The organism is Chryseobacterium aquifrigidense (assembly GCF_006716485.1).
Lineage (GTDB): Bacteria > Bacteroidota > Bacteroidia > Flavobacteriales > Weeksellaceae > Chryseobacterium > Chryseobacterium vietnamense.
The window spans coordinates 2,842,493-2,861,734 of sequence record NZ_VFPD01000001.1; the positions used below are offsets into that span (position 1 = coordinate 2,842,493).

The 19,242-nt window shown below is 36.2% G+C and carries 14 protein-coding genes and 1 other RNA gene; 8 read left to right on the forward strand and 7 right to left on the reverse strand.

Going from position 1 to position 19,242, the window contains the following annotated elements; genetic code table 11:
• Positions 1 to 46 precede the first annotated feature (46 nt).
• The 3 genes from FB551_RS12690 to FB551_RS12700 all read right to left on the reverse strand — a co-directional run bounded on the left by FB551_RS12690 (position 47) and on the right by FB551_RS12700 (position 4,324).
• On the reverse strand, positions 47 to 934 hold the full coding sequence (locus FB551_RS12690; RefSeq protein WP_047434628.1) for a ribokinase: 888 nt from the start codon (positions 932 to 934) through the stop codon (positions 47 to 49).
• Positions 935 to 989: 55 nt separating this feature from the next.
• On the reverse strand, positions 990 to 1,625 hold the full coding sequence (locus FB551_RS12695; RefSeq protein WP_142017766.1) for a DUF4241 domain-containing protein: 636 nt from the start codon (positions 1,623 to 1,625) through the stop codon (positions 990 to 992).
• Positions 1,626 to 1,711: 86 nt separating this feature from the next.
• On the reverse strand, positions 1,712 to 4,324 hold the full coding sequence (locus tag FB551_RS12700; protein WP_142017767.1) for a valine--tRNA ligase: 2,613 nt from the start codon (positions 4,322 to 4,324) through the stop codon (positions 1,712 to 1,714).
• A 128-nt stretch (positions 4,325 to 4,452) separates the two neighbouring features.
• On the opposite strand from FB551_RS12700, the gene FB551_RS12705 reads away from it, so the two are divergent.
• Complete coding sequence (locus FB551_RS12705) at positions 4,453 to 4,917, forward strand: DUF1573 domain-containing protein (RefSeq protein WP_034699021.1); 465 nt, start codon at positions 4,453 to 4,455, stop codon at positions 4,915 to 4,917.
• A gap of 261 nt (positions 4,918 to 5,178) precedes the next feature.
• Entirely contained in the window at positions 5,179 to 6,048 is an 870-nt protein-coding gene (locus FB551_RS12710) for a polyphosphate kinase 2 family protein (RefSeq protein ID WP_047434639.1), read from the forward strand.
• Between the two features lie 95 nt (positions 6,049 to 6,143).
• On the opposite strand, the gene rnpB is transcribed toward FB551_RS12710, so the two are convergent.
• An RNA gene (rnpB, locus tag FB551_RS12715) (RNase P RNA component class A) lies at positions 6,144 to 6,468 on the reverse strand.
• A gap of 253 nt (positions 6,469 to 6,721) precedes the next feature.
• Here rnpB and FB551_RS12720 point away from each other — a divergent pair.
• Genes FB551_RS12720 through FB551_RS12730 form a run of 3 tightly spaced genes read left to right on the forward strand, consistent with a single transcriptional unit; the run spans position 6,722 to position 9,564 of the window.
• Complete coding sequence (locus FB551_RS12720; protein ID WP_002976998.1) at positions 6,722 to 7,213, forward strand: RNA polymerase sigma factor; 492 nt, start codon at positions 6,722 to 6,724, stop codon at positions 7,211 to 7,213.
• Positions 7,206 to 7,880: a hypothetical protein gene (locus FB551_RS12725; RefSeq protein ID WP_047434643.1), complete on the forward strand. Its 675-nt coding sequence runs from the start codon at positions 7,206 to 7,208 to the stop codon at positions 7,878 to 7,880. Before FB551_RS12720 ends, FB551_RS12725 begins: the two co-directional genes overlap by 8 nt.
• Before the next feature lie 58 nt (positions 7,881 to 7,938).
• Positions 7,939 to 9,564: an AMP-binding protein gene (locus tag FB551_RS12730; RefSeq protein ID WP_047434646.1), complete on the forward strand. Its 1,626-nt coding sequence runs from the start codon at positions 7,939 to 7,941 to the stop codon at positions 9,562 to 9,564.
• Positions 9,565 to 9,632: 68 nt separating this feature from the next.
• Here the strand turns inward: FB551_RS12730 and rpoN are convergent, their stop codons facing one another.
• The 3 genes from rpoN to FB551_RS12745 all read right to left on the reverse strand — a co-directional run bounded on the left by rpoN (position 9,633) and on the right by FB551_RS12745 (position 15,181).
• On the reverse strand, positions 9,633 to 11,096 hold the full coding sequence (rpoN, locus tag FB551_RS12735) for an RNA polymerase factor sigma-54 (protein WP_047434648.1): 1,464 nt from the start codon (positions 11,094 to 11,096) through the stop codon (positions 9,633 to 9,635).
• A 159-nt stretch (positions 11,097 to 11,255) separates the two neighbouring features.
• The gene (asnS, locus tag FB551_RS12740) at positions 11,256 to 12,704 is read right to left on the reverse strand and encodes an asparagine--tRNA ligase (RefSeq protein WP_047434650.1); all 1,449 of its coding nucleotides are present in this window, start codon (positions 12,702 to 12,704) and stop codon (positions 11,256 to 11,258) included.
• Between the two features lie 749 nt (positions 12,705 to 13,453).
• Positions 13,454 to 15,181, reverse strand: a complete 1,728-nt coding sequence (locus FB551_RS12745; protein WP_142017768.1) for a helix-turn-helix domain-containing protein — start codon at positions 15,179 to 15,181, stop codon at positions 13,454 to 13,456.
• A 335-nt stretch (positions 15,182 to 15,516) separates the two neighbouring features.
• On the opposite strand from FB551_RS12745, the gene FB551_RS12750 reads away from it, so the two are divergent.
• The 3 genes from FB551_RS12750 (at position 15,517) to FB551_RS12760 (ending at position 19,179) form a co-directional block, all read left to right on the forward strand.
• A complete protein-coding gene (locus FB551_RS12750) occupies positions 15,517 to 16,356 on the forward strand; it encodes an SDR family NAD(P)-dependent oxidoreductase (RefSeq protein WP_047434654.1) in 840 nt (279 codons plus the stop codon).
• A gap of 170 nt (positions 16,357 to 16,526) precedes the next feature.
• A complete protein-coding gene (locus FB551_RS12755; protein WP_142017769.1) occupies positions 16,527 to 17,441 on the forward strand; it encodes a helix-turn-helix domain-containing protein in 915 nt (304 codons plus the stop codon).
• 88 nt (positions 17,442 to 17,529) lie between these two features.
• Entirely contained in the window at positions 17,530 to 19,179 is a 1,650-nt protein-coding gene (locus tag FB551_RS12760) for a serine hydrolase domain-containing protein (RefSeq protein WP_142017770.1), read from the forward strand.
• The last annotated feature ends 63 nt before the right edge of the window (positions 19,180 to 19,242 follow it).

The window sequence follows — 19,242 nt, forward strand, 5'->3', positions numbered from 1 at the left end:
TTATATGTTTATATTAAGTTTTAAACTTTTGATATGTGGTAAATAGCTAAAAGAAATCTGAGATTCTCGGAAGCCCTGTCTGAGAGCCTTTGCCTCCGGAAACCCTTGATGAAACTTCATTTCCGAATTTCACACATTCTTCAATAGAATTCCCATGGCATAATGCAATGGCAAATCCTGATGTAAATGCATCACCCATTCCCATTTTATATACTTTTTCGTCCTTATCGTTTCTGTAATATTTCATTTCTGTACCATCAAAATAAATGGTTGAATTGGTATCATCTCTTACAAATACCTTATTGAAATATTTTTTAAGAACTTCTTCTCTTTTTTCTTCTCCAAAAATAACGTACAGCTCATTACTTTTAGCCACTATAAAGTCAACCATTTCTAAAATTTCTTCGTTGACTCTCATTGCCGGAGAAGCATACAACCCTACTTTCTTCCCATATTTCTTAGCTTTCCTAACGGTATGCTCCACAACATCCATAGAAACTTCAAGCTGAACCAGCACAAGATCAGTGGTATGAAAATATTTATCCGCTTCGTCTATATGCGATTTGCTAAGATACTTGTTGGCCGCCGGTACTACCACAATAGCAGCATTTCCGTGAGAAGTCGTCACATAGGCAGTTCCTGTAGCTTCTTTATCTGTTTCATGAACAAATCCTACATTTACATTTTCGCTTACCAGATTCCTCATGATCTGTTGTCCAAGAGGATCCATACCAACGCATCCTATAAAGTATACACTTGCTCCCAACCTGGCTGTACCTACGGACTGATTAGCACCTTTACCTCCAAAGTAACTATCTGATTTGATAGCTAAGACGGTTTCATTAGGCAAAGGAAGTTTTTCGGTTTCAAGAACCAAATCTATCGATGAGCTGCCCACAACAATAATACGAGGTTGTTCTGATGAGAAATTCATTAGCTTTAAAATTTATAACTGACAAAATTGTGTCTCAAAAATAACTAATTTATAATTAACTTATTTCAATAAATTCAGTAATTATTTTCACTGGTTGCTGATCTTTGTTGTAAGCTATATAACTTGCGTAAAATCCTTCTCCATATCCGGTTTCAAAAGCAAATATAGTTCCGGGATGTTCCTTGGCAGGTTTCAGAAAGGCATACTGATCTATTGCTCCATTTTCATCAAAGAAGTAATCATGGAAAAACTCTTCATAGATTCCCATAAAATCACCTCCTTTATTTTGATATAATCTTTGCTCCAGTTCATTAAGGCTGTTTTGGGTATCAACATCCATCAGACATCCCATCCCACTTTCTACAGGATATCCAAAAACCTCGCCCTCCTCAAGATCTTTCATTTTCTGTCCTGCGGTGGTGGCCATTTTCCATTCTTTAATTTCAGAATTATTGAATATAATTTCGGCATAGGCAACACAGTTGCTGTCTCTTTCTTTGTGTAACATTACTGAAAAATCTCCCTTGGGAAATTCTGTAGTGAAAGGAAGCATATCATTAGTGATCAAAGGATCACACGCAACCAGTTTCCCGCTTGAAAGATAAATCTTTCCTACTTCAAAACTTTCCAGCAGCGGACTTTCTACAAAGTCTTTCGAGAATAGTTTTTGTATGTTTTCTATGTGTATCATTGTATTTATTCTTTAAACCATCAGGCTGGATACAATTATTTATGTGTATCCAGCCTGAGATTTTGACAAAATTTATTGTCTATACTTTATAAACTTTTCAGTTTCTCTTCAAGGATCGCAATCTTATCCTGAGCGTCTTTTTGCTTCTTACGTTCACCTTCTACAATTTCCGGCTTGGCATTGGCAACAAACTTCTCATTGGAAAGCTTCTTTTCTACTGAAATTAAGAACCCTTTTAAATATTTTACTTCTTCTTCAGTTTTAGCCTTCTCTTCTCCTAAATCTAAGTTTTCACTTAAAGGAATAGAAACTTCAGTTGCTCCTACAAGGAAAGTAAAGCTTGGCTTATCAGTTTTCTGTCCAAAATGGATTTCAGAAATATTAGCCAGCTTTCTTACTACCGCTTCATTGGCAAATTCAGATGCATTGGTAAATACCTCAACCGCTTCTCTTGGTGAAATTCCTTTTGTCTGGCGGTAGTTTCTAACTCCGGAAATCAATTCAGCTGTGATTTCAAAGTTTTTAATGACTTCTTCATTAAAGCTATCTGCCTCCTTCTGCTGAGCAATAACAAGAGCTTCGTCAATACTTCTCTCTGAAATTAATTGCCAGATCTCTTCAGACTGGAATGGCATGAACGGGTGAAGCAGCTTCATCAATTCTTCAAAGAAATAGATGGTTTTATCATATACTTCTTTAGAAATTCCCTCTCCGTAGTTAGGCTTGATAGCTTCCAGATACCAACCGCAAAAATCATCCCAAATTAATTTATAGATCAGATGCAGCGCATCAGAAATTCTGAACTTCTCGAACTGATCATTAATTTCAGCGATGGTTTTGTTTAATTTATTTTCAAACCATTCGATAGCCTGGTTATCTGTAGCAACAGCCGGCTTATCTTCATGGTTCCACATGTTGATCAGACGGAATGCATTCCAGATCTTCGTCATGAAGTTTCTTCCCTGAAGCATTAAATCTTCATCAAAAAGAAGGTCATTTCCAGCTGCAGAACTCAATAGAATTCCTACACGTACACCATCAGCCCCATATTTTTCCATCAATTCAATAGGATCCGGAGAGTTTCCTAGAGATTTGGACATTTTTCTTCTCTGCTTATCTCTTACAATTCCTGTAAAATAAACATTTTTAAACGGAACTTCTTTTCTGTATTCCAATCCAGCCATAATCATTCTGGCTACCCAGAAGAAAATAATATCTGGACCTGTTACCAGATCAGACGTTGGATAATAATAGTTGATATCTTTATTTTCAGGATCAAGCAATCCGTCAAAGACAGACATTGGCCATAACCATGATGAGAACCATGTATCTAATGCGTCATCATCCTGTCTTAAATCTTCAAGATTAGCAATAATTCCTTTTTGTTCTTCTAATACTACAAGAGCCTGATGCTTATCTTCAGCTACTACGAAATCATTTTCTCCTTCTCCATAGTAATAAGCAGGAATTTGCTGTCCCCACCAAAGCTGTCGGGAAATATTCCAGTCACGGATGTTTTCCATCCAGTGCTTGTAGGTATTTTTAAACTTCTCAGGATAGAACTTAACCTCATCATCCATTACTACATCCAAAGCAGGTTTAGCAATTTCAGACATTTTAAGGAACCATTGTACTGAAACCTTAGGTTCAATAACAGCACCTGTCCTCTCGGAAGTTCCTACTTTATTAACATAGTCTTCGGCTTTCAGCAAAAGATCTTTTTCTTCAAGTTCTTTAGCGATTTGTTTTCTTACATCAAATCTGTTTTTTCCTGCATAATGTAATCCATGTTCATTAAGGTTTCCGTCATCATCCAGCGCATCAATCATTTTCAGCTGATGTTTCTGTCCGATTTCGTAGTCATTAATATCATGTGCCGGTGTAATTTTCAAAGCTCCTGTTCCGAATTCAATGTCAACATATTCATCTTCAATAATTGGGATTACTCTGTCAACAATTGGTACGATTACATTTTTACCTTTCAGGTGAGCATATCTTTCATCATCCGGATTGATACATACTGCTGTATCCCCAAAAATAGTTTCAGGACGTGTAGTAGCTACTGAAAGGAATTCTTCTGAACCTTCAATCTTATATTTAAGGAAATAAAGCTTTCCGTTCTGCTCTTTAAATATTACTTCTTCGTCAGAAATATTAGTCTTTGCTTCCGGATCCCAGTTGACCATTCTATAGCCTCTGTAGATCAGTCCTTTATTGTAAAGGTCTACGAAACTTTTGATAACCTGCTGAGAAAGTTTATCTTCCATGGTGAAACGGGTTCTGTCCCAGTCGCAAGAACATCCCAGTTTTTTCAGCTGTTCAAGGATAGTTCCGCCATATTTATTGGTCCAGTCCCATGCGTGGTTTAAAAACTCTTCACGGGTAATATCTGACTTATTGATTCCTTCAGACTTCAGTTTAGCAACAACTTTAGCTTCAGTAGCAATTGAAGCATGGTCTGTTCCCGGAATCCAACAAGCATTAAACCCGCGCATTCTTGCACGACGGACCAGAACATCTTGAATGGTATTGTTCAGCATATGTCCCATGTGTAGTATCCCCGTCACGTTGGGTGGAGGAATGACTATGGTATATGGTGGTTTGTCATTAGGCTCTGAGTGGAAAAATTTGTTTTCCAACCAGTAATTGTACCATTTTTGTTCTGTTTCCTGTGGATTGTACTTTTCTGAAATCTGCATAAATTCTATTTCTTTGGCTTGCAATTTGCAAAAATAGTCTAAAGAAAAAAATTTTTAAGCATGAATTAAAATAATTTTTAACTTTGTTTCACAAAATTTATCTAACAAACGTATTAACATTCAAGAATATGAAAAAATTAATTGCAGGAATTGCATTATTCGGGACATTTGCTCTGGCATCTGCACAAACAATTACATTTGATAAAACGACTTTCGATTACGGAACTATTAAGCCTAGTGCTGACGGTACAAGATTCTTTACTGTAACAAACTCAGGTGATAAGCCTTTGATTCTTTCAAATGTAAAACCTTCTTGTGGATGTACGACTCCTGAATTCAGCCAGGATCCTATCATGCCTGGAAAGTCTGCTAAGATCAAGGTTGGATACAATACAGCTATCCCTGGCCCTTTCAACAAAATGATTGAGGTTTTCTCTAATGACCCTGCAAACAGCAGAAGTGTAATCTACATCAAAGGTAACGTAGATGCTAACGCTCCTGAGCCAAAAGTATTGACTCCTGCTGAACAGAAAGAAGCTGCTAAAGCTGAGAAAAAAGCTGCAAAACTTGCAAAAAAGGCTGCTGCGAAGTAAGCTCTACTCAAAAAAATAAAAGAACCGTCTCCATTGAGGCGGTTTTTTTATTACATTTATGTTTGGTTAGATAGCAGATGATAGGTAATAGGCTACAGGAAATGTATCTAGGTTTGGGCTGAAGCCTTCGGATTTATTTATCTTTAAAATGGCTGGGCTAAAGCCCACCCCTATTGAATTTTAATAACATTTTTACTTTTATCTTTTTACTTTTATCTTTTTACTTTTATCTTTTTACTTTTATCTTTAAATAAAAAAAATATGGACACCGATTTCTCAGATAACTTTAAGGTAAGTGGAAAATTTTCAATAAAAAAAACATCAACCTCTTATAAAGGAAAGCTCACGAAAGAAGAAGGAGAGCAAATGCTGATTCAGGAAAAAGAAAAACTCCGTGAACTGCAGGAAAAATTATATGCTGACGGAAGCCAGTCTTTGTTGGTGGTATTACAGGCTATGGATGCAGCAGGAAAAGACAGCATGATAGAACATGTTTTTGGAGGCGTCAATCCTCAGGGATGTAATGTAACCAGTTTTAAAACACCAAGCTCCAAAGAATATTCTCATGACTTTTTATGGAGACATTACCTTGCTTTGCCGCAAAAAGGAATGATCGGGATTTTCAACCGTTCTCATTATGAAAGTGTTCTGGTATGCAAAGTACATCCTGAATATAATCTGAGTGAAAAAACATGGTCTTCCGTAAAAGATTTTGACAGCAAATTCTGGGAAAACAGATATGAAAGCATCCGTAATTTTGAAAAACATCTTTCACAAAACGGAACTACTATCGTGAAGATCTTTTTACATGTCTCTAAGGATGAACAGAAAAAAAGGCTTTTGGACAGAATAGATGAACAGGAAAAAAACTGGAAATTCTCTGCCGGAGACCTTCCGGAAAGAGCTCTGTTCGATCAATATATGGAAGCATATGAAAACGCTATCAATGAAACATCAAAAGATCACGCACCGTGGTATGTACTTCCTGCAGACAGTAAATGGTTTGCAAGAGTAGCAGCTATCCAGATTATTATTGATACTTTGGAGAAAATGAATCTCAAATATCCTACTCTTTCTGATAAGGACAGACAGGAATTACAGGAATCTAAAAAACAATTGGAAAGCGAATAAAGTAGGTTGGAAGATGGAAGCATGAAGATGGAGGTTTAAAATCATTACGTGTAAAAAACTTCACTCTTCCGGCCTCTGACTTCCAGCTTAAAAAAATCACGAGAAAATCTATAAGCCGGATTTTGTACTTCCGAAGAAGTGCCTGTTATTTATCTACGTATTACATTACTGCAATACTTGAGCTGATTACCCCTCGGCTTTCAGGACGAGCCGCCCCTATTTTCATTGCTGAAAAGAACCGATATACTTATCATTGCACCGCAAAGAGTTTACCTGGTTTCACTACAGCCGAACTGTACCTGCTTTCTGTTGCACTTGTCCTACCCTCACGGGTGACGGATGTTATCCGCTTTGCTGCTCTGTGGTGTCCGGACTTTCCTACCTCCCGTAAAACGGGAAATCAACAAGCCGATTTTCTCGCGAATGCAAAGGTACACAAATTTTGTGGTAAAAAGATAAAAGAGCGAAATGACTCCAAAGCTTTATCCTTATGTAAATGGCGTTAGTTGCTCCATATCCTTCCGTTATTTTTGATGAAAATTATGAATGATGATTCCAAAATATGAAGAACGTATTCGCTATTCTGCTATTTAACTTTTTACCTTTCTACGATTTTTAATTATAATTTTCACCAATTACTACTTTATCATTATCTTCGTGCCATTATATATCTATGGATTCCAGAGAAAAAGAATTTGCGCAGCTTATCAAAGATAATCAGGGATTGATTATTAAAGTATCGCGTCTGTATACCAATTCTCTGGAAGATGAAGAGGATCTTTTCCAGGAAATCGTGTTACAGCTCTGGAGAAGTTATGATTCTTTCAAAGGAAACTCCAAAATTTCCACATGGATGTACCGTGTAGCGCTCAATACAGCCATTACCCTCTTTAGAAAAAAAAGCAAAAGCCTTCCTACGAATGAGCTGGACATCAACCACAGGGATTTTGTGGAAGATGACGATGAAAAACAGCAGCAGGTATCACTTTTGTATACTGTAATCAAGACTCTTCCTAATGTAGAAAGAGCCATTGTCATGATGTATCTTGACGATCTGCCTTACAAGGACATCGCAGAAAACCTCGGAATCACTGAAGTCAATGCACGTGTGAAAATGAACAGATTAAAGAAAACCCTTAAAGAACAGATGGAAAAATATGCCTGAATTTGATTTAGATAGCTTTAAGAAAACGTGGCAGGAACAACCTGTACAGCATAAATATGACAACACTGAGATTCTTCAGATGTTGAATAGAAAGTCACGTAATTATGTGAAATATATTTTCTGGATCAGCGTCGTAGAATTTCTTTTCTTTTCAGTATTAGGCCTGTTTTACTTTTTCCCTGAGGAGGAATCAGACAGTTTCCGCAAAATGCTGGAAAGATTAGGTGCCCAGGAAGCTCCTGAAGTAGAAAACAACTTCGGGCATGCTTATTTAGCTATAAAGGTCTTAAGTTTATTGATCACAGCATATTTTGTACTGAAATTCTACCAGAATTACCGAAGAATCAAGATTGAGGAAAATCTAAAGGGTCTTATTACCAGAATTATTAAATTCAAAACAACAGTCAATGCTTTCATTCTTATCAGCATTGTATTATTGCTAATATTCACTTTTGTACTGGTTGCTTTTATCTTTTATATATTGGATTCTCAGAATATACAGCCAAGTGGTTCAAATCTTACGATTATTATTGTCGGAATTGTTGTAAGCACATTACTGGCGGTTTCTATGATCTGGCTGTACTACAGACTGGTATATGGCACTATTATTAAAAAACTTGATAAAAATCTAAAACAACTTAAAGAAATAGATTCTCAGGAAAGTTAATATACATAGGCATAGTTCGGGATATAATTGTTAATTTTATTCCACCAAATCTTAAACTATGCCCTTATCTTATGTATATGGAACTTCTGAGGTTTCATTATTAGGCCAGACCATCGGAGCCAATCTTAAAAGTACTGTTGAAAAATATCCCCACCAGGAAGCTCTCGTCTGCGTTCATCAAAATTACAGAGCCACCTATCAGGAATTTTATAATCAGACCACCGCTGTTGCAAAAGCCTTATTGTTTTTAGGAGCAAAAGCGGGTGACAGAATTGGAATCTGGGCTTCCAACCGCTATGAGTGGGTACTTTTACAGTATGCGACGGCAAGAATCGGAACTATTCTAGTGAATATCAATCCGGCCTACAGGACTCATGAGCTCACGTATGTACTCAATCAGTCTGCAGTTCGTTTTATTTTTTCTTCTTTAAGCTTTAAAACCAGCAATTATAAAGAGATGGTTGAATATGCGAAAGAAGTATGCCCAACCCTTGAGCACGAAATATTCTTTGATGAAAACTGGGAATACTTTGTGAATAACGGACAGGAAATTTCAGACGAAGTGCTTCACAGTTTTGAAGAACATGTACAGTTTGACGATCCGGTTAATATCCAGTATACTTCCGGAACTACCGGTTTTCCGAAAGGTGTCACACTTTCTCATCATAATATTCTCAATAACGGTTATTTTATTGGTATCAGACTAAAATATACGGAGAAAGACCGCGTCTGCATTCCTGTACCTTTTTACCACTGCTTTGGAATGGTCATCGGAAATATGTGCTGCACAGCTCACGGAGCCTGTATGGTCATTCCGAATGACAGTTTTGATCCGGAGATTACTTTAAAAGCTGTTTCAGACGAAAAATGTACTTCTTTGTATGGAGTACCCACCATGTTTATTGCTGAACTGGCAGTAAAAGATTTTGACACCTATGATTTTTCAAGCTTAAGAACTGGTGTTATGGCTGGTTCCGTATGCCCTCCTGAAATCATGAAGAAAGTGGAAAATCTGATGAATATTAAAGAAATGAGTATCTGCTACGGAATGACGGAAACTTCACCTGTATCTACTCAGACTTTAATAGGAACACCGCTGGAAAAGCAGGTCAGCACTGTAGGAACCGTTCAGGATCATCTTGAAATTAAAATCATTGATGAAAGTGGCAGAACCTTAAAACGTGGGGAGCATGGCGAACTTTGCACCAGAGGATATTCTGTCATGCTGAAATACTGGAATGATCCTGAAAACACTAAAAAAGTGCTGGACGAAGCCCGCTGGATGCATACAGGAGATATGGCAGTAATGGATAAAGACGGCTATATTACTATTTCTGGAAGGATAAAAGATCTGATTATCCGTGGTGGAGAAAATATTTCCCCAAAAGAAATTGAAGATTTTTTATATACTTATACCAACATTCTTGATGTCCAGATTATTGGTGTTCCCAGTGAAAAATTCGGGGAAGAAGTAATGGCATGGGTAAAAGTGAGAAAAGGATTTACCATCACGGCGGAAGAACTTCAGGAGTACTGCAAAGGAAGAATTGCCCATTATAAAGTTCCGAAATACTGGAAATTTGTAGATGAATTCCCAATGACCATTTCCGGAAAAATAAGAAAGGTGGAAATGCGGGAAATTTCAATGAGAGAATTGGGACTTGAAAATGTAAAGCAAAGCTAAAGTTAAAAATAAAACTTAATTACCATAAAAAACAAAAAGCATTTCAGACTGAAATGCTTTTTTATATTTTAAAGTTCTTTTCTTAACCTCGCGACAGGAATATTGAGCTGTTCACGATATTTTGCGATCGTTCTTCTGGCAATATTATACCCCTGTTCTTTCAGAATGACCACTAATGCATCATCTGTAAGTGGTTTTCTCTTATTTTCTTTGCTGATCACTTCCTGAAGATGGGTTTTGATCTCCTTGGTAGAAACTTCTTCTCCATCGTCATTGGTTAAGCTGTCTGAGAACAGATCTTTAAGGTATACAATCCCATTAGGGGTATCTGCATACTTACTTTTTACCACCCTTGAAATGGTAGAGATATCAAAACCTGTAATATCTGCAACATCCTTCAGAATCATTGGTTTCAGGGACTTTTCGTCACCCGTAATGAAATAATCCTTCTGGAACTTTACGATAGCTGTAATCGTCTGTAATAAGGTATTCTGACGTTGGTTAATGGCATCTATGTACCATTTTGCAGCATCCAGTTTTTGCTTGATAAATAAAGCAGCCTGTTTATGTTCCGATGAGTTTTTATCATGGGAATATGTGGTAAGGATATCTTTATATTCTTCAGACACTCTTAGTGTAGGTGCATTCTTGCTGTTCAGCATAGGAACTACCTGCCCGTCTTTCACCTGGATCACAAAGTCCGGAATAATTTCCTGATTGATTGTAATTGTCTGTGTATCAAAGTTTCCTCCAACTTTAGGAGATAGTTTTGATATTTCATCCAGCGCATCTTTCAGATCATCTTCTTCAATATCATATTTCTGAATGATCTTGTTATAGTGCTTATTGGTTAAAGCTTCAAACTGATGTCTTAAGATATTCGCTGCCAAAGAAACGGCTTTATCAGAGCTTACTTTCTTTTCAATCTGTAGTAAAAGACATTCCTGCAGCCCTCTTGCTCCTACTCCGGGCGGATCCAGTTTCTGAACATAATTTTCAAGGATATCCTCCACTCTTTCTTTGGTAGTATAAATTCCCTGTGAGAAAGCAAGATCATCAACAATAGATTTGATCTCTCTTCTCAGATATCCATCTGTATCTAAATTCCCGATAAGGTATTCTGCAATCTTCAGATCTTCATCACTGATATTTACCAGATGAATCTGTTCTGTCAGATAATCATATAAGGACTGGCCTTCCGTTAAAAGACTCTCGTTATCAAATTCTTCATCATCCGGAGAGTAGTTGCTGGATGCGGTTTTATAGCTTGGTTCATCGTCATAGATATATTCGTTGACGTCGAAATCTGTTTCAATGCTTTCTGTACCCTCATCCTGATAAGCGTCTTCCAGGGAAGAATAGTCATCTTCCTTAGAATCTTCTTTCGCAATTTCCAAAGCTGGGTTTTCTTCTAACTCTCTTTCCAACTCCTCTTCAAATTCAAGAGTATGAAGCTGAATAAGCTTCATCAACTGGATCTGCTGAGGAGCCAGCTTCTGTCCTAATTTGAGTTGTAAGTGTTGTTTAAGCATATTCTTATTTACGTTTTAACATAACATATTCTACGAATTTAATAAATTTATTTGATAAAAAACACATTTAGCATGATTTTTGCATTACTTATCCTAATATAATAAACTATTAAATAATAAAAAAAGCCTTAACTTGTGATTAAGGCTTTTTTTATTGTTCTAGAATTCAGCGCTTTTCGGTGTTCTAGGGAAAGGAATTACATCTCTGATATTCGTCATTCCTGTTACGAAAAGAACTAATCTTTCTAATCCTAAACCAAATCCGGCATGCGGTACAGAACCGAATTTTCTGGTATCAAGATACCACCAAAGTTCGTGCTCATCTACGTGCATATCTGCCATTTTCTGTTTTAAAACATCTAATCTTGCTTCTCTCTCCGATCCGCCAATGATCTCACCGATACCAGGAAAAAGAACATCCATCGCTGCAACGGTTTTATTGTCATCGTTCAGTTTCATATAGAAAGCTTTGATTTCTTTCGGATAGTCAAATAATACTACTGGGCTTTCAAAATGTTTTTCAACAAGATATCTTTCATGCTCAGACTGAAGGTCAGTTCCCCATTTTTCAACCGGGTAAGCAAATTTTCCTTTTTTATTTTCTTTAGAGTTCAATAAGATTTCAATGGCTTCTGTATAACTTACACGCTTAAAACGCTTAGCTACCACATTCTGAAGTTTTTCGATAAGACCTTCTTTTGCTCTTTCTTTTTCCGGTTTTGTTTTTTGTTCTTCCGCAAAACGGCTGTCTAAAAACTCAAGATCATCTTTACAGTTATCCAATACATACTGGATCACATATTTTAAGAAATCTTCCGCAAGGTCGATGTTATCCTCAAGGTTGTTGAATGCTACTTCCGGCTCAATCATCCAGAACTCGGCAAGGTGTCTTGTCGTATTAGAATTTTCTGCACGGAAAGTAGGTCCGAATGTATAAATTCTTCCCAATCCCATCGCTGCAGTTTCTCCTTCCAGCTGTCCTGAAACGGTAAGGTTTGTTTTTTTACCGAAGAAATCCTGTGCAAAATCAATTTCACCTTCTTCAGTTTTCGGCATATTGTTCAGGTCAAAATTGGTTACTCCAAACATCTCACCTGCTCCTTCTGCATCTGCTCCTGTAATGACCGGTGTGTTGATATAGAAAAACTGATTCTGGTTGAAGAATGAATGAACTGCAAAACTTACTGCGTGACGTACTCTGAATACAGCTCCGAAAAGGTTCGTTCTGAATCTTAAGTGAGCCTGCTCACGAAGTTTTTCAAGACTGTGTTTCTTAGGCTGAAGAATTGTACTCTGAAGTTCTTCCGTAAAGTTATCCCCTAAAATAATGATCTTTTTAGCGATAATTTCCACAGATTGTCCTGCTCCCTGGCTTTCCACCACTTCTCCTACTACTTTCAGGGAAGAAGCTGTACTGATATTCTTGATAATAGCTTCATCAAAATTTTCGAAATCAACAACTATCTGCAAATTATTAATCGTAGAACCATCATTAAGCGCAATAAAGCGATTAGCACGGAAGGATCTTACCCATCCGTAAACTGTAATGTCATGATGTAATACTTTCTTGTAATCCTTTAGGATTTCTTTGATCGTTTGCTTTTTCATTTGTTGATGATAAATTTTTTATATAAAAATTAATGTCCGCAAAGTTACAAAAAAACAGCGCAACTTGATGATTGCGCTGTATTTAAAATCATTTAACAGGTATTAAAACTTTCAGTTCAGGAAATTCACCTTTTTTCTTCTGCCCATTCTTCTGCATTTTCAGGTTACATTTCCACTCAATATTGTCCTGAACTTCAATAATATCCGGAATAACCCCGGAATTAACACACTTACACTATCACTTTTGAAAAGAATAAAATATTATTTTACTCTGAGTTTTCATGGAATTAGTTTTATTGAAATGGTTATTAGTTTTTAAGTAATACGTTCGTGGTCAATTACCGGGTTATACATCCATTTTTAGACTATACTATACTTTTAAACTGTGTGGCGGATTTACCGGATCTACCGTTTAATGATTTTAAATGATCACTACACTTTACATCTCTAAATTCTGAACAAATACTTCATGAGTTACATTTTAGTTTTCTGGTTATTTTTTTGTTTTTATCCTCTTCATTAATAATTTTTCTGATACAATTCCTGAGCTTGATTTTTTAAATGATCAACACTTTGGAACTGATATCTTGTATTGTGCACATACAAAATAAATGGTTGTGTTTTTACCTGAAGCAAAGATGCAGGAAGTGGAAGAATGACACAAGGGAATGCTTTATAGATTCATAAATTTATATACCTAAAAACATGAATTTATAAGCATTAAACAACTGGAAAATAGCAATTTAAACTTAATCCAAAGACATATTTTCAATTTCTTTCAAGTAGATAGAAAGTGGTGTTCCGGTTCGTTTTTTAAAGGCTAAAGTGAAGGCCTGTTCATTATTATATCCTAATTCTTCAGCGATAAAAGGAATTTTATAAGACCTGAATTTTTTGTCATTGGCCAATCTGCTGATGGCATAATCAATACGAAGATCATTAAGGTAGGTTGCAAAGTTTTTCCCTTTGTAAGTATTGATAATTTCTGACAGATATTTTGAGTTTGTTTTTATTTTTTTGGCAAGACTACCCAACGTAATTCCTTTATTCAAAAACTGATCTTTGTCTTCAAATATTTCAAGCTCTTTTAAAATATTCTGGGCAATATCTTCAGAAATAGTTCGGGATGTTTTGTCCTCAGTATTTTCTGTTTGAAAAGTTTCTGACAACGTCTCCTTTCTCACTTCCATAGCTCTGTTTTTTCCTACCGTGTTTTCATTAACAGATTGGATAAGATCCTGGGCGATCTTCTTATAGTTCTTTTCAGATTTTTTATATTTAAAGTAAACGTTGATAAATAGCAAATGTGAAATCAGCAAAAGACTTAAAACAATATAAAAAAGGCTTTTTCTTTTTGTCAGCTCATTGGTAATGTTTTCTTTTTCCTGCTGAAGTTCCGGAGTATCATACCTTCTGGGAAGCTCTCTGGAAATATATCTGAACTGGTTATCCAGAACCTGATCTACCTTTAGAAATCTGTCTACATAATACAGCTGCTTCTCTGTATCACTGTTTTCTTTATAATAATCAATCAGATAGGTGTATACATCTCTCAGCTCAGGATAGATATAGTTTGTTTTAAGAACCATAGAATCTATCTTCCGGAAAAAGTCTGCTGCCTTGGCTTTTTCCTGAAGTCCGGCATATGATTTTCCCAGATACAAAAGAGTATAATTCTGATCTCTTTTGTCATTACTGTTTGTAAAGAAATATTTTTTACACGCTGATAAGCCGTCAATCGCTTTCTGATAATTTTTCGAATGCAGATGATAATACCCAAGCAGCTCAAGATTCTGATGATAGCGGTAAATATCTCTGTTTTTTTGAGAATTCTTTAAACCTTCCTGTATCAATGCATAAGCAGAATCCATTTTATTGATTTCTATATAGGCATCAGCCAGATTCAATTTGAGAGAGGTCTTTTCCTCTTCATTCATATAATCGGCTTCATAGGCATAATGTTTCAGGACTTTAGTAGTTTCCTCATGTTTTCCGATATAATTATTCAGATAGGCAATACTGATATGTGCCAAAGCAATCTGCCTCTTATTGCCTTCTTTTTTTGCATATTTCAGTCCTAAAATATAATTGTTCAGGGCAGACTGTAGATTATCATTTCTAAAATAAAGGTTTCCCCGTAAAAGATAAATTCTGGCCGGATAGGTATTTTCTTTGAAATTTTGAGTGAGATGTTGTAAGCTGTCAAGATATTTTAATGCATTAGGTAAGTCTTCTTCGAAATGAAGCATAACATATCCTTCAGCAATCTGAGCCTTATTTTTTTCAGATTTTGCCTTTTTAAGATAAGAACTGGCAATACTTTTACTGTTTCCATCTCCTATACGGCTTTTGTAGAATTCTTTATTCAATTCTTCATACGTCCGTTCTTCCAGAGCATTTTTTCCTATCTTGTTGGTCTGTGCAGGGAAAAGCACAATCCCGGTAATCAAAAACAGTAGTAAATATTTTATTTTCATCACTCATCCTAGCTATATTACAAAAATATTATTTTTCTTCAGTAGATGCACCACTCCTTTCGCTTTTTTCCATGTATTGATCAATATTTTCGTTAAAATTGAAGATGATTTATACAAACAGAGAGTACAGGCTGAAGTTGCACTCTTTAGAACATTACTCAAAGAATCTTATCTGTTATCAATTGTTTGAGATTCTTCCTTACACTTCATTCAAAATGACACGCGTTAAATAACACCATTCACGATTTGGATACATCATTCCCCGATTTGGATACATTTCCCTTTTCGTAAGTTTCCATCTTTGTACCATCATTAAAACAAAAAAATATTTAAAAATGGAAACAAAGAAAGTATGGTTCGTGACAGGAGCTTCAAAAGGTTTAGGATTCGAGTTGGTAAAAAAATTATTATCCGAAGGATTTCAGGTTGCTGCTACAAGCCGTACCGTTGAATCACTGATCTCCACCATCGGAGAAACTTCTGAAAACTTCCTTCCGCTCAGCGTCAATATCACGGATAACAACGACATTAAATCTGCCATCGCAAAAACAGTTGACCATTTCGGAAGAATTGATGTGGTTGTCAACAATGCGGGCTATGGACAGATCGGAACGCTGGAAGAACTCACTGATGAGGAAGCAAGAGAAAATTATGCAGTCAATGTTTTCGGAACCTTGAATGTGATAAGAAACGCTATGCCTTATCTGCGCGAACAAAGATCAGGAAACATCTTCAATATTTCTTCTGTTGGCGGATATTCTGCTAACTTTCCGGGCTGGGGAATCTATTGTTCTACAAAATTTGCTGTTGCCGGATTTACGGAGGCACTGGCTGAAGAAGTAAAAGATTTCGGAGTTCATGCGACTGTTGTTTATCCGGGATATTTCCGTACCGATTTTTTAACTAAAGATTCGGTGAAAACACCAGCCAATCCCATCCAGGCATATGAAGCGGCAAGAAATTCAGAGCAAGCGCACCTTAACGAAATCAATGGAAACCAGCCTAATGATCCCGAAAAAGCAGCTGATGTTTTGATTCAGATCAGTAAAGAGAAAAACCCTCCGGTACATTTATTATTAGGTGTAGGAACGATGGAATTTCTGAATAACAAAATTGATATTTTAAAGAAAGACGCTGAGAAATGGGAAAGCCTGACTGTTTCTACTGCAATTTAATAAGATAATCATATCCTTCGGCTCCGCTCCGGACGATATTTCTAATACTTAATATTTTAATTTATATGCATGGATTAAATATAAAATTTTAGAGAAGTCCGTCTGAGCGGAGGCGAAGACTTTTTGAGTCAATGTATTAAACTTTTTATAAAAACAACTAACTTCGTTACATGAAACAACCCGTCCGTTTTAATTCTATATCAGATTTTCATAATTTCTGCAGTCTTCCGAATCCTGAGCATCCGCTGATCAGTTTGATTGATTACAGCAAGGTTCGTTATGTTGTAGAAAATGAAGAACTGAAGTGGATCCAGAATTTTTATTCTATTGGTTTGAAAAAAAATGTCACTCCAAAATTCAATTACGGGCAGCAGCAATATGATTTTGACTCCGGAGTACTGTGTTTTGTTTCGCCACAGCAATACTTGAGTCTGGAAATCAATCCGGATGTAGAAGCAGAACCTACAGGATATTTATTGCTTATTCATCCTGATTTTCTTTGGAACACTTCCTTAACCAGGAAAATAAAGTCATACGATTTCTTCAGTTACCAGGTGAAAGAGGCTCTTTTCCTTTCTGATAAAGAAGAAAAAATTCTTGTTGATCTATTTAAAAATATTGAACGTGAATATCAGTCAAATACTGACAGATTCACACAGGAACTCATCATTGCCCAGATTGAATTATTACTGGTTTACTCTGACCGTTTTTATGAACGTCAGTTTTTCACCAGAAAAAAATCCAGTCACGAATTATTATACAAGTTTGAAGATATTCTTTCTCAATATTTTGAAAACGGAAATCTCCTTGAAAACGGCATTCCTACAGTGAAATGTATTGCCGACCAGATGAATATTTCACCTAATTATCTCGGAACACTTTTGCGTCTTCATACTCAGCAAAATACACAGCAGCATATTCAGAACAAATTAATTGAGTCTGCCAAAGAACGTTTGAGTACCACCAGTTTATCAGTGAGTGAAATTGCTTATGAGCTGGGATTCGAGCATCCACAATCTTTCAGTAAGCTCTTTAAACAGAAGACCAACCAGTCTCCGGGAGAGTTCAGAAAGTTATTCAATTAAATTCCGGAGAGATCAATAATAGAAATGTTAATTTCATTCTATTTTGCTACAAGGAAGTTCATTATTTTTGTTTAAATACTTTTTTAAGATGAAACCTATCCTATTATTGATCTTTATTCTTACTTTTTATTTGTATCAGGGACAAAATAAAAATATAGTTGATGCTGAAAAGATGGAGAATTCCATTCAAAAAAAGTATGCTGGGAAAATTGCCTTTCTTACTCAAAATATACCGCTGGAAAACCTGAAAGATTCAGATTTTCTCAATTCTACAGTATTTCAGGAAAACGGTGATCTTGGTATTCATGCTTTTTTTGATAATTCGCTGGCCAATTATCTTCATCAGCTTGAACCCGGCTGGACTGTGGATGAACTGTTGAAAAATGGAAATTATCAATTCTCATTTTATGTAGACGGGAAACCAATCTATAAAGAAAATCTCAATACAGGTGCTGGTACTCCAGAGAATAAAAAGTTCAAAACTACATTACGAATTCCTCTTATCAGCAATAAAAATGAGGATTCATGGGGAAGGTATTTATGGATGCGTTTTTATATGTCTCATAACGGAATTGATGCTCTGTCAGAAGGAAATCATATTTTAAAAATTGAAATACGTCCGTATCTCAACGCTTCTACACTCAAAACAGGGCCTGTTATTGCAGAAGGTCAAATTAATCTCAATGTTCCCTCCCAAAATATCCCGGAGCAGCAGATCGCCATTCAACCCATTCAATCCAACAGTGGATGGAAGGTTTCTCAGGAAAAAATCAATACAGAAAACATCAGAAATCTGAATAAGAAAATTGCAGAAAACAGATTTAAAAATATTACGGGAATAGTTATTATAAAAGAAGGAAAATTACTTCTCGAAGAATATTTCAACGGATCCGCCAGAGACTCACTACAGGATACCCGATCGGTAGGAAAATCTTTTTCTTCAGCTTTAACCGGGATAGCAATCAATGACGGATATTTAAAAAATGAAAATCAGAATCTGAAGGAGTTTTATGACCTGAAACAGTCTAAAAACTATTCTTCTCAAAAAGATAATGTCACCATAAAAAGCTTACTGACCATGAGCTCAGGATTTGATGGTAATGATGAGGACTATGAATCTCCCGGAAATGAGGAAAATATGTATCCGACTGAAAACTGGGTTAAATTTATATTGGACCTGCCCATGACAGAGAATACGCCCGGAAAAAACTGGAGTTACTTTACTGCCGGAGTTGTATTAACAGGAGATATTTTAGACAAAAAAGTTCCGCAAGGTTTGGAAAAATATGCACATCAAAAATTATTTCAGCCTCTTGGAATTACAAACTACAAATGGCAGTTTACCCCACAGCAAAAGCCTTCTCTGGCAGGTGGATTACGGATGAAAGCACTTGATTTTGCAAAATTCGGGCAACTGTATAAAAATAACGGGATATGGGAGGGAAAAACGATATTGACCAGAAACTGGGTTGAAAAATCTTTCACCAATTATTTCACAGATAATCCTGATTTTGAAGGATATGGATACCTGTTCTGGAGAAAAGTCTATACGGTGGGAAACAACCAGTATGAAGCTTTCCAATCCAGTGGAAATGGCGGAAACAAAATTATTATTTTCACAAAAATCCCAGTGGTCATCGTAATTACAGCGCAAGCTTACAACAAGCCCTATGCCCACCAGCAATCCGAAAAGATAGTACAGGATTATCTTTTACCCGCATTAAAAATGAGTAAATGAATAATCAGTAATGAAATAGATGAGAAAAGAGTGAAAGAATAGCTTATTGCTTATTGCTTATTG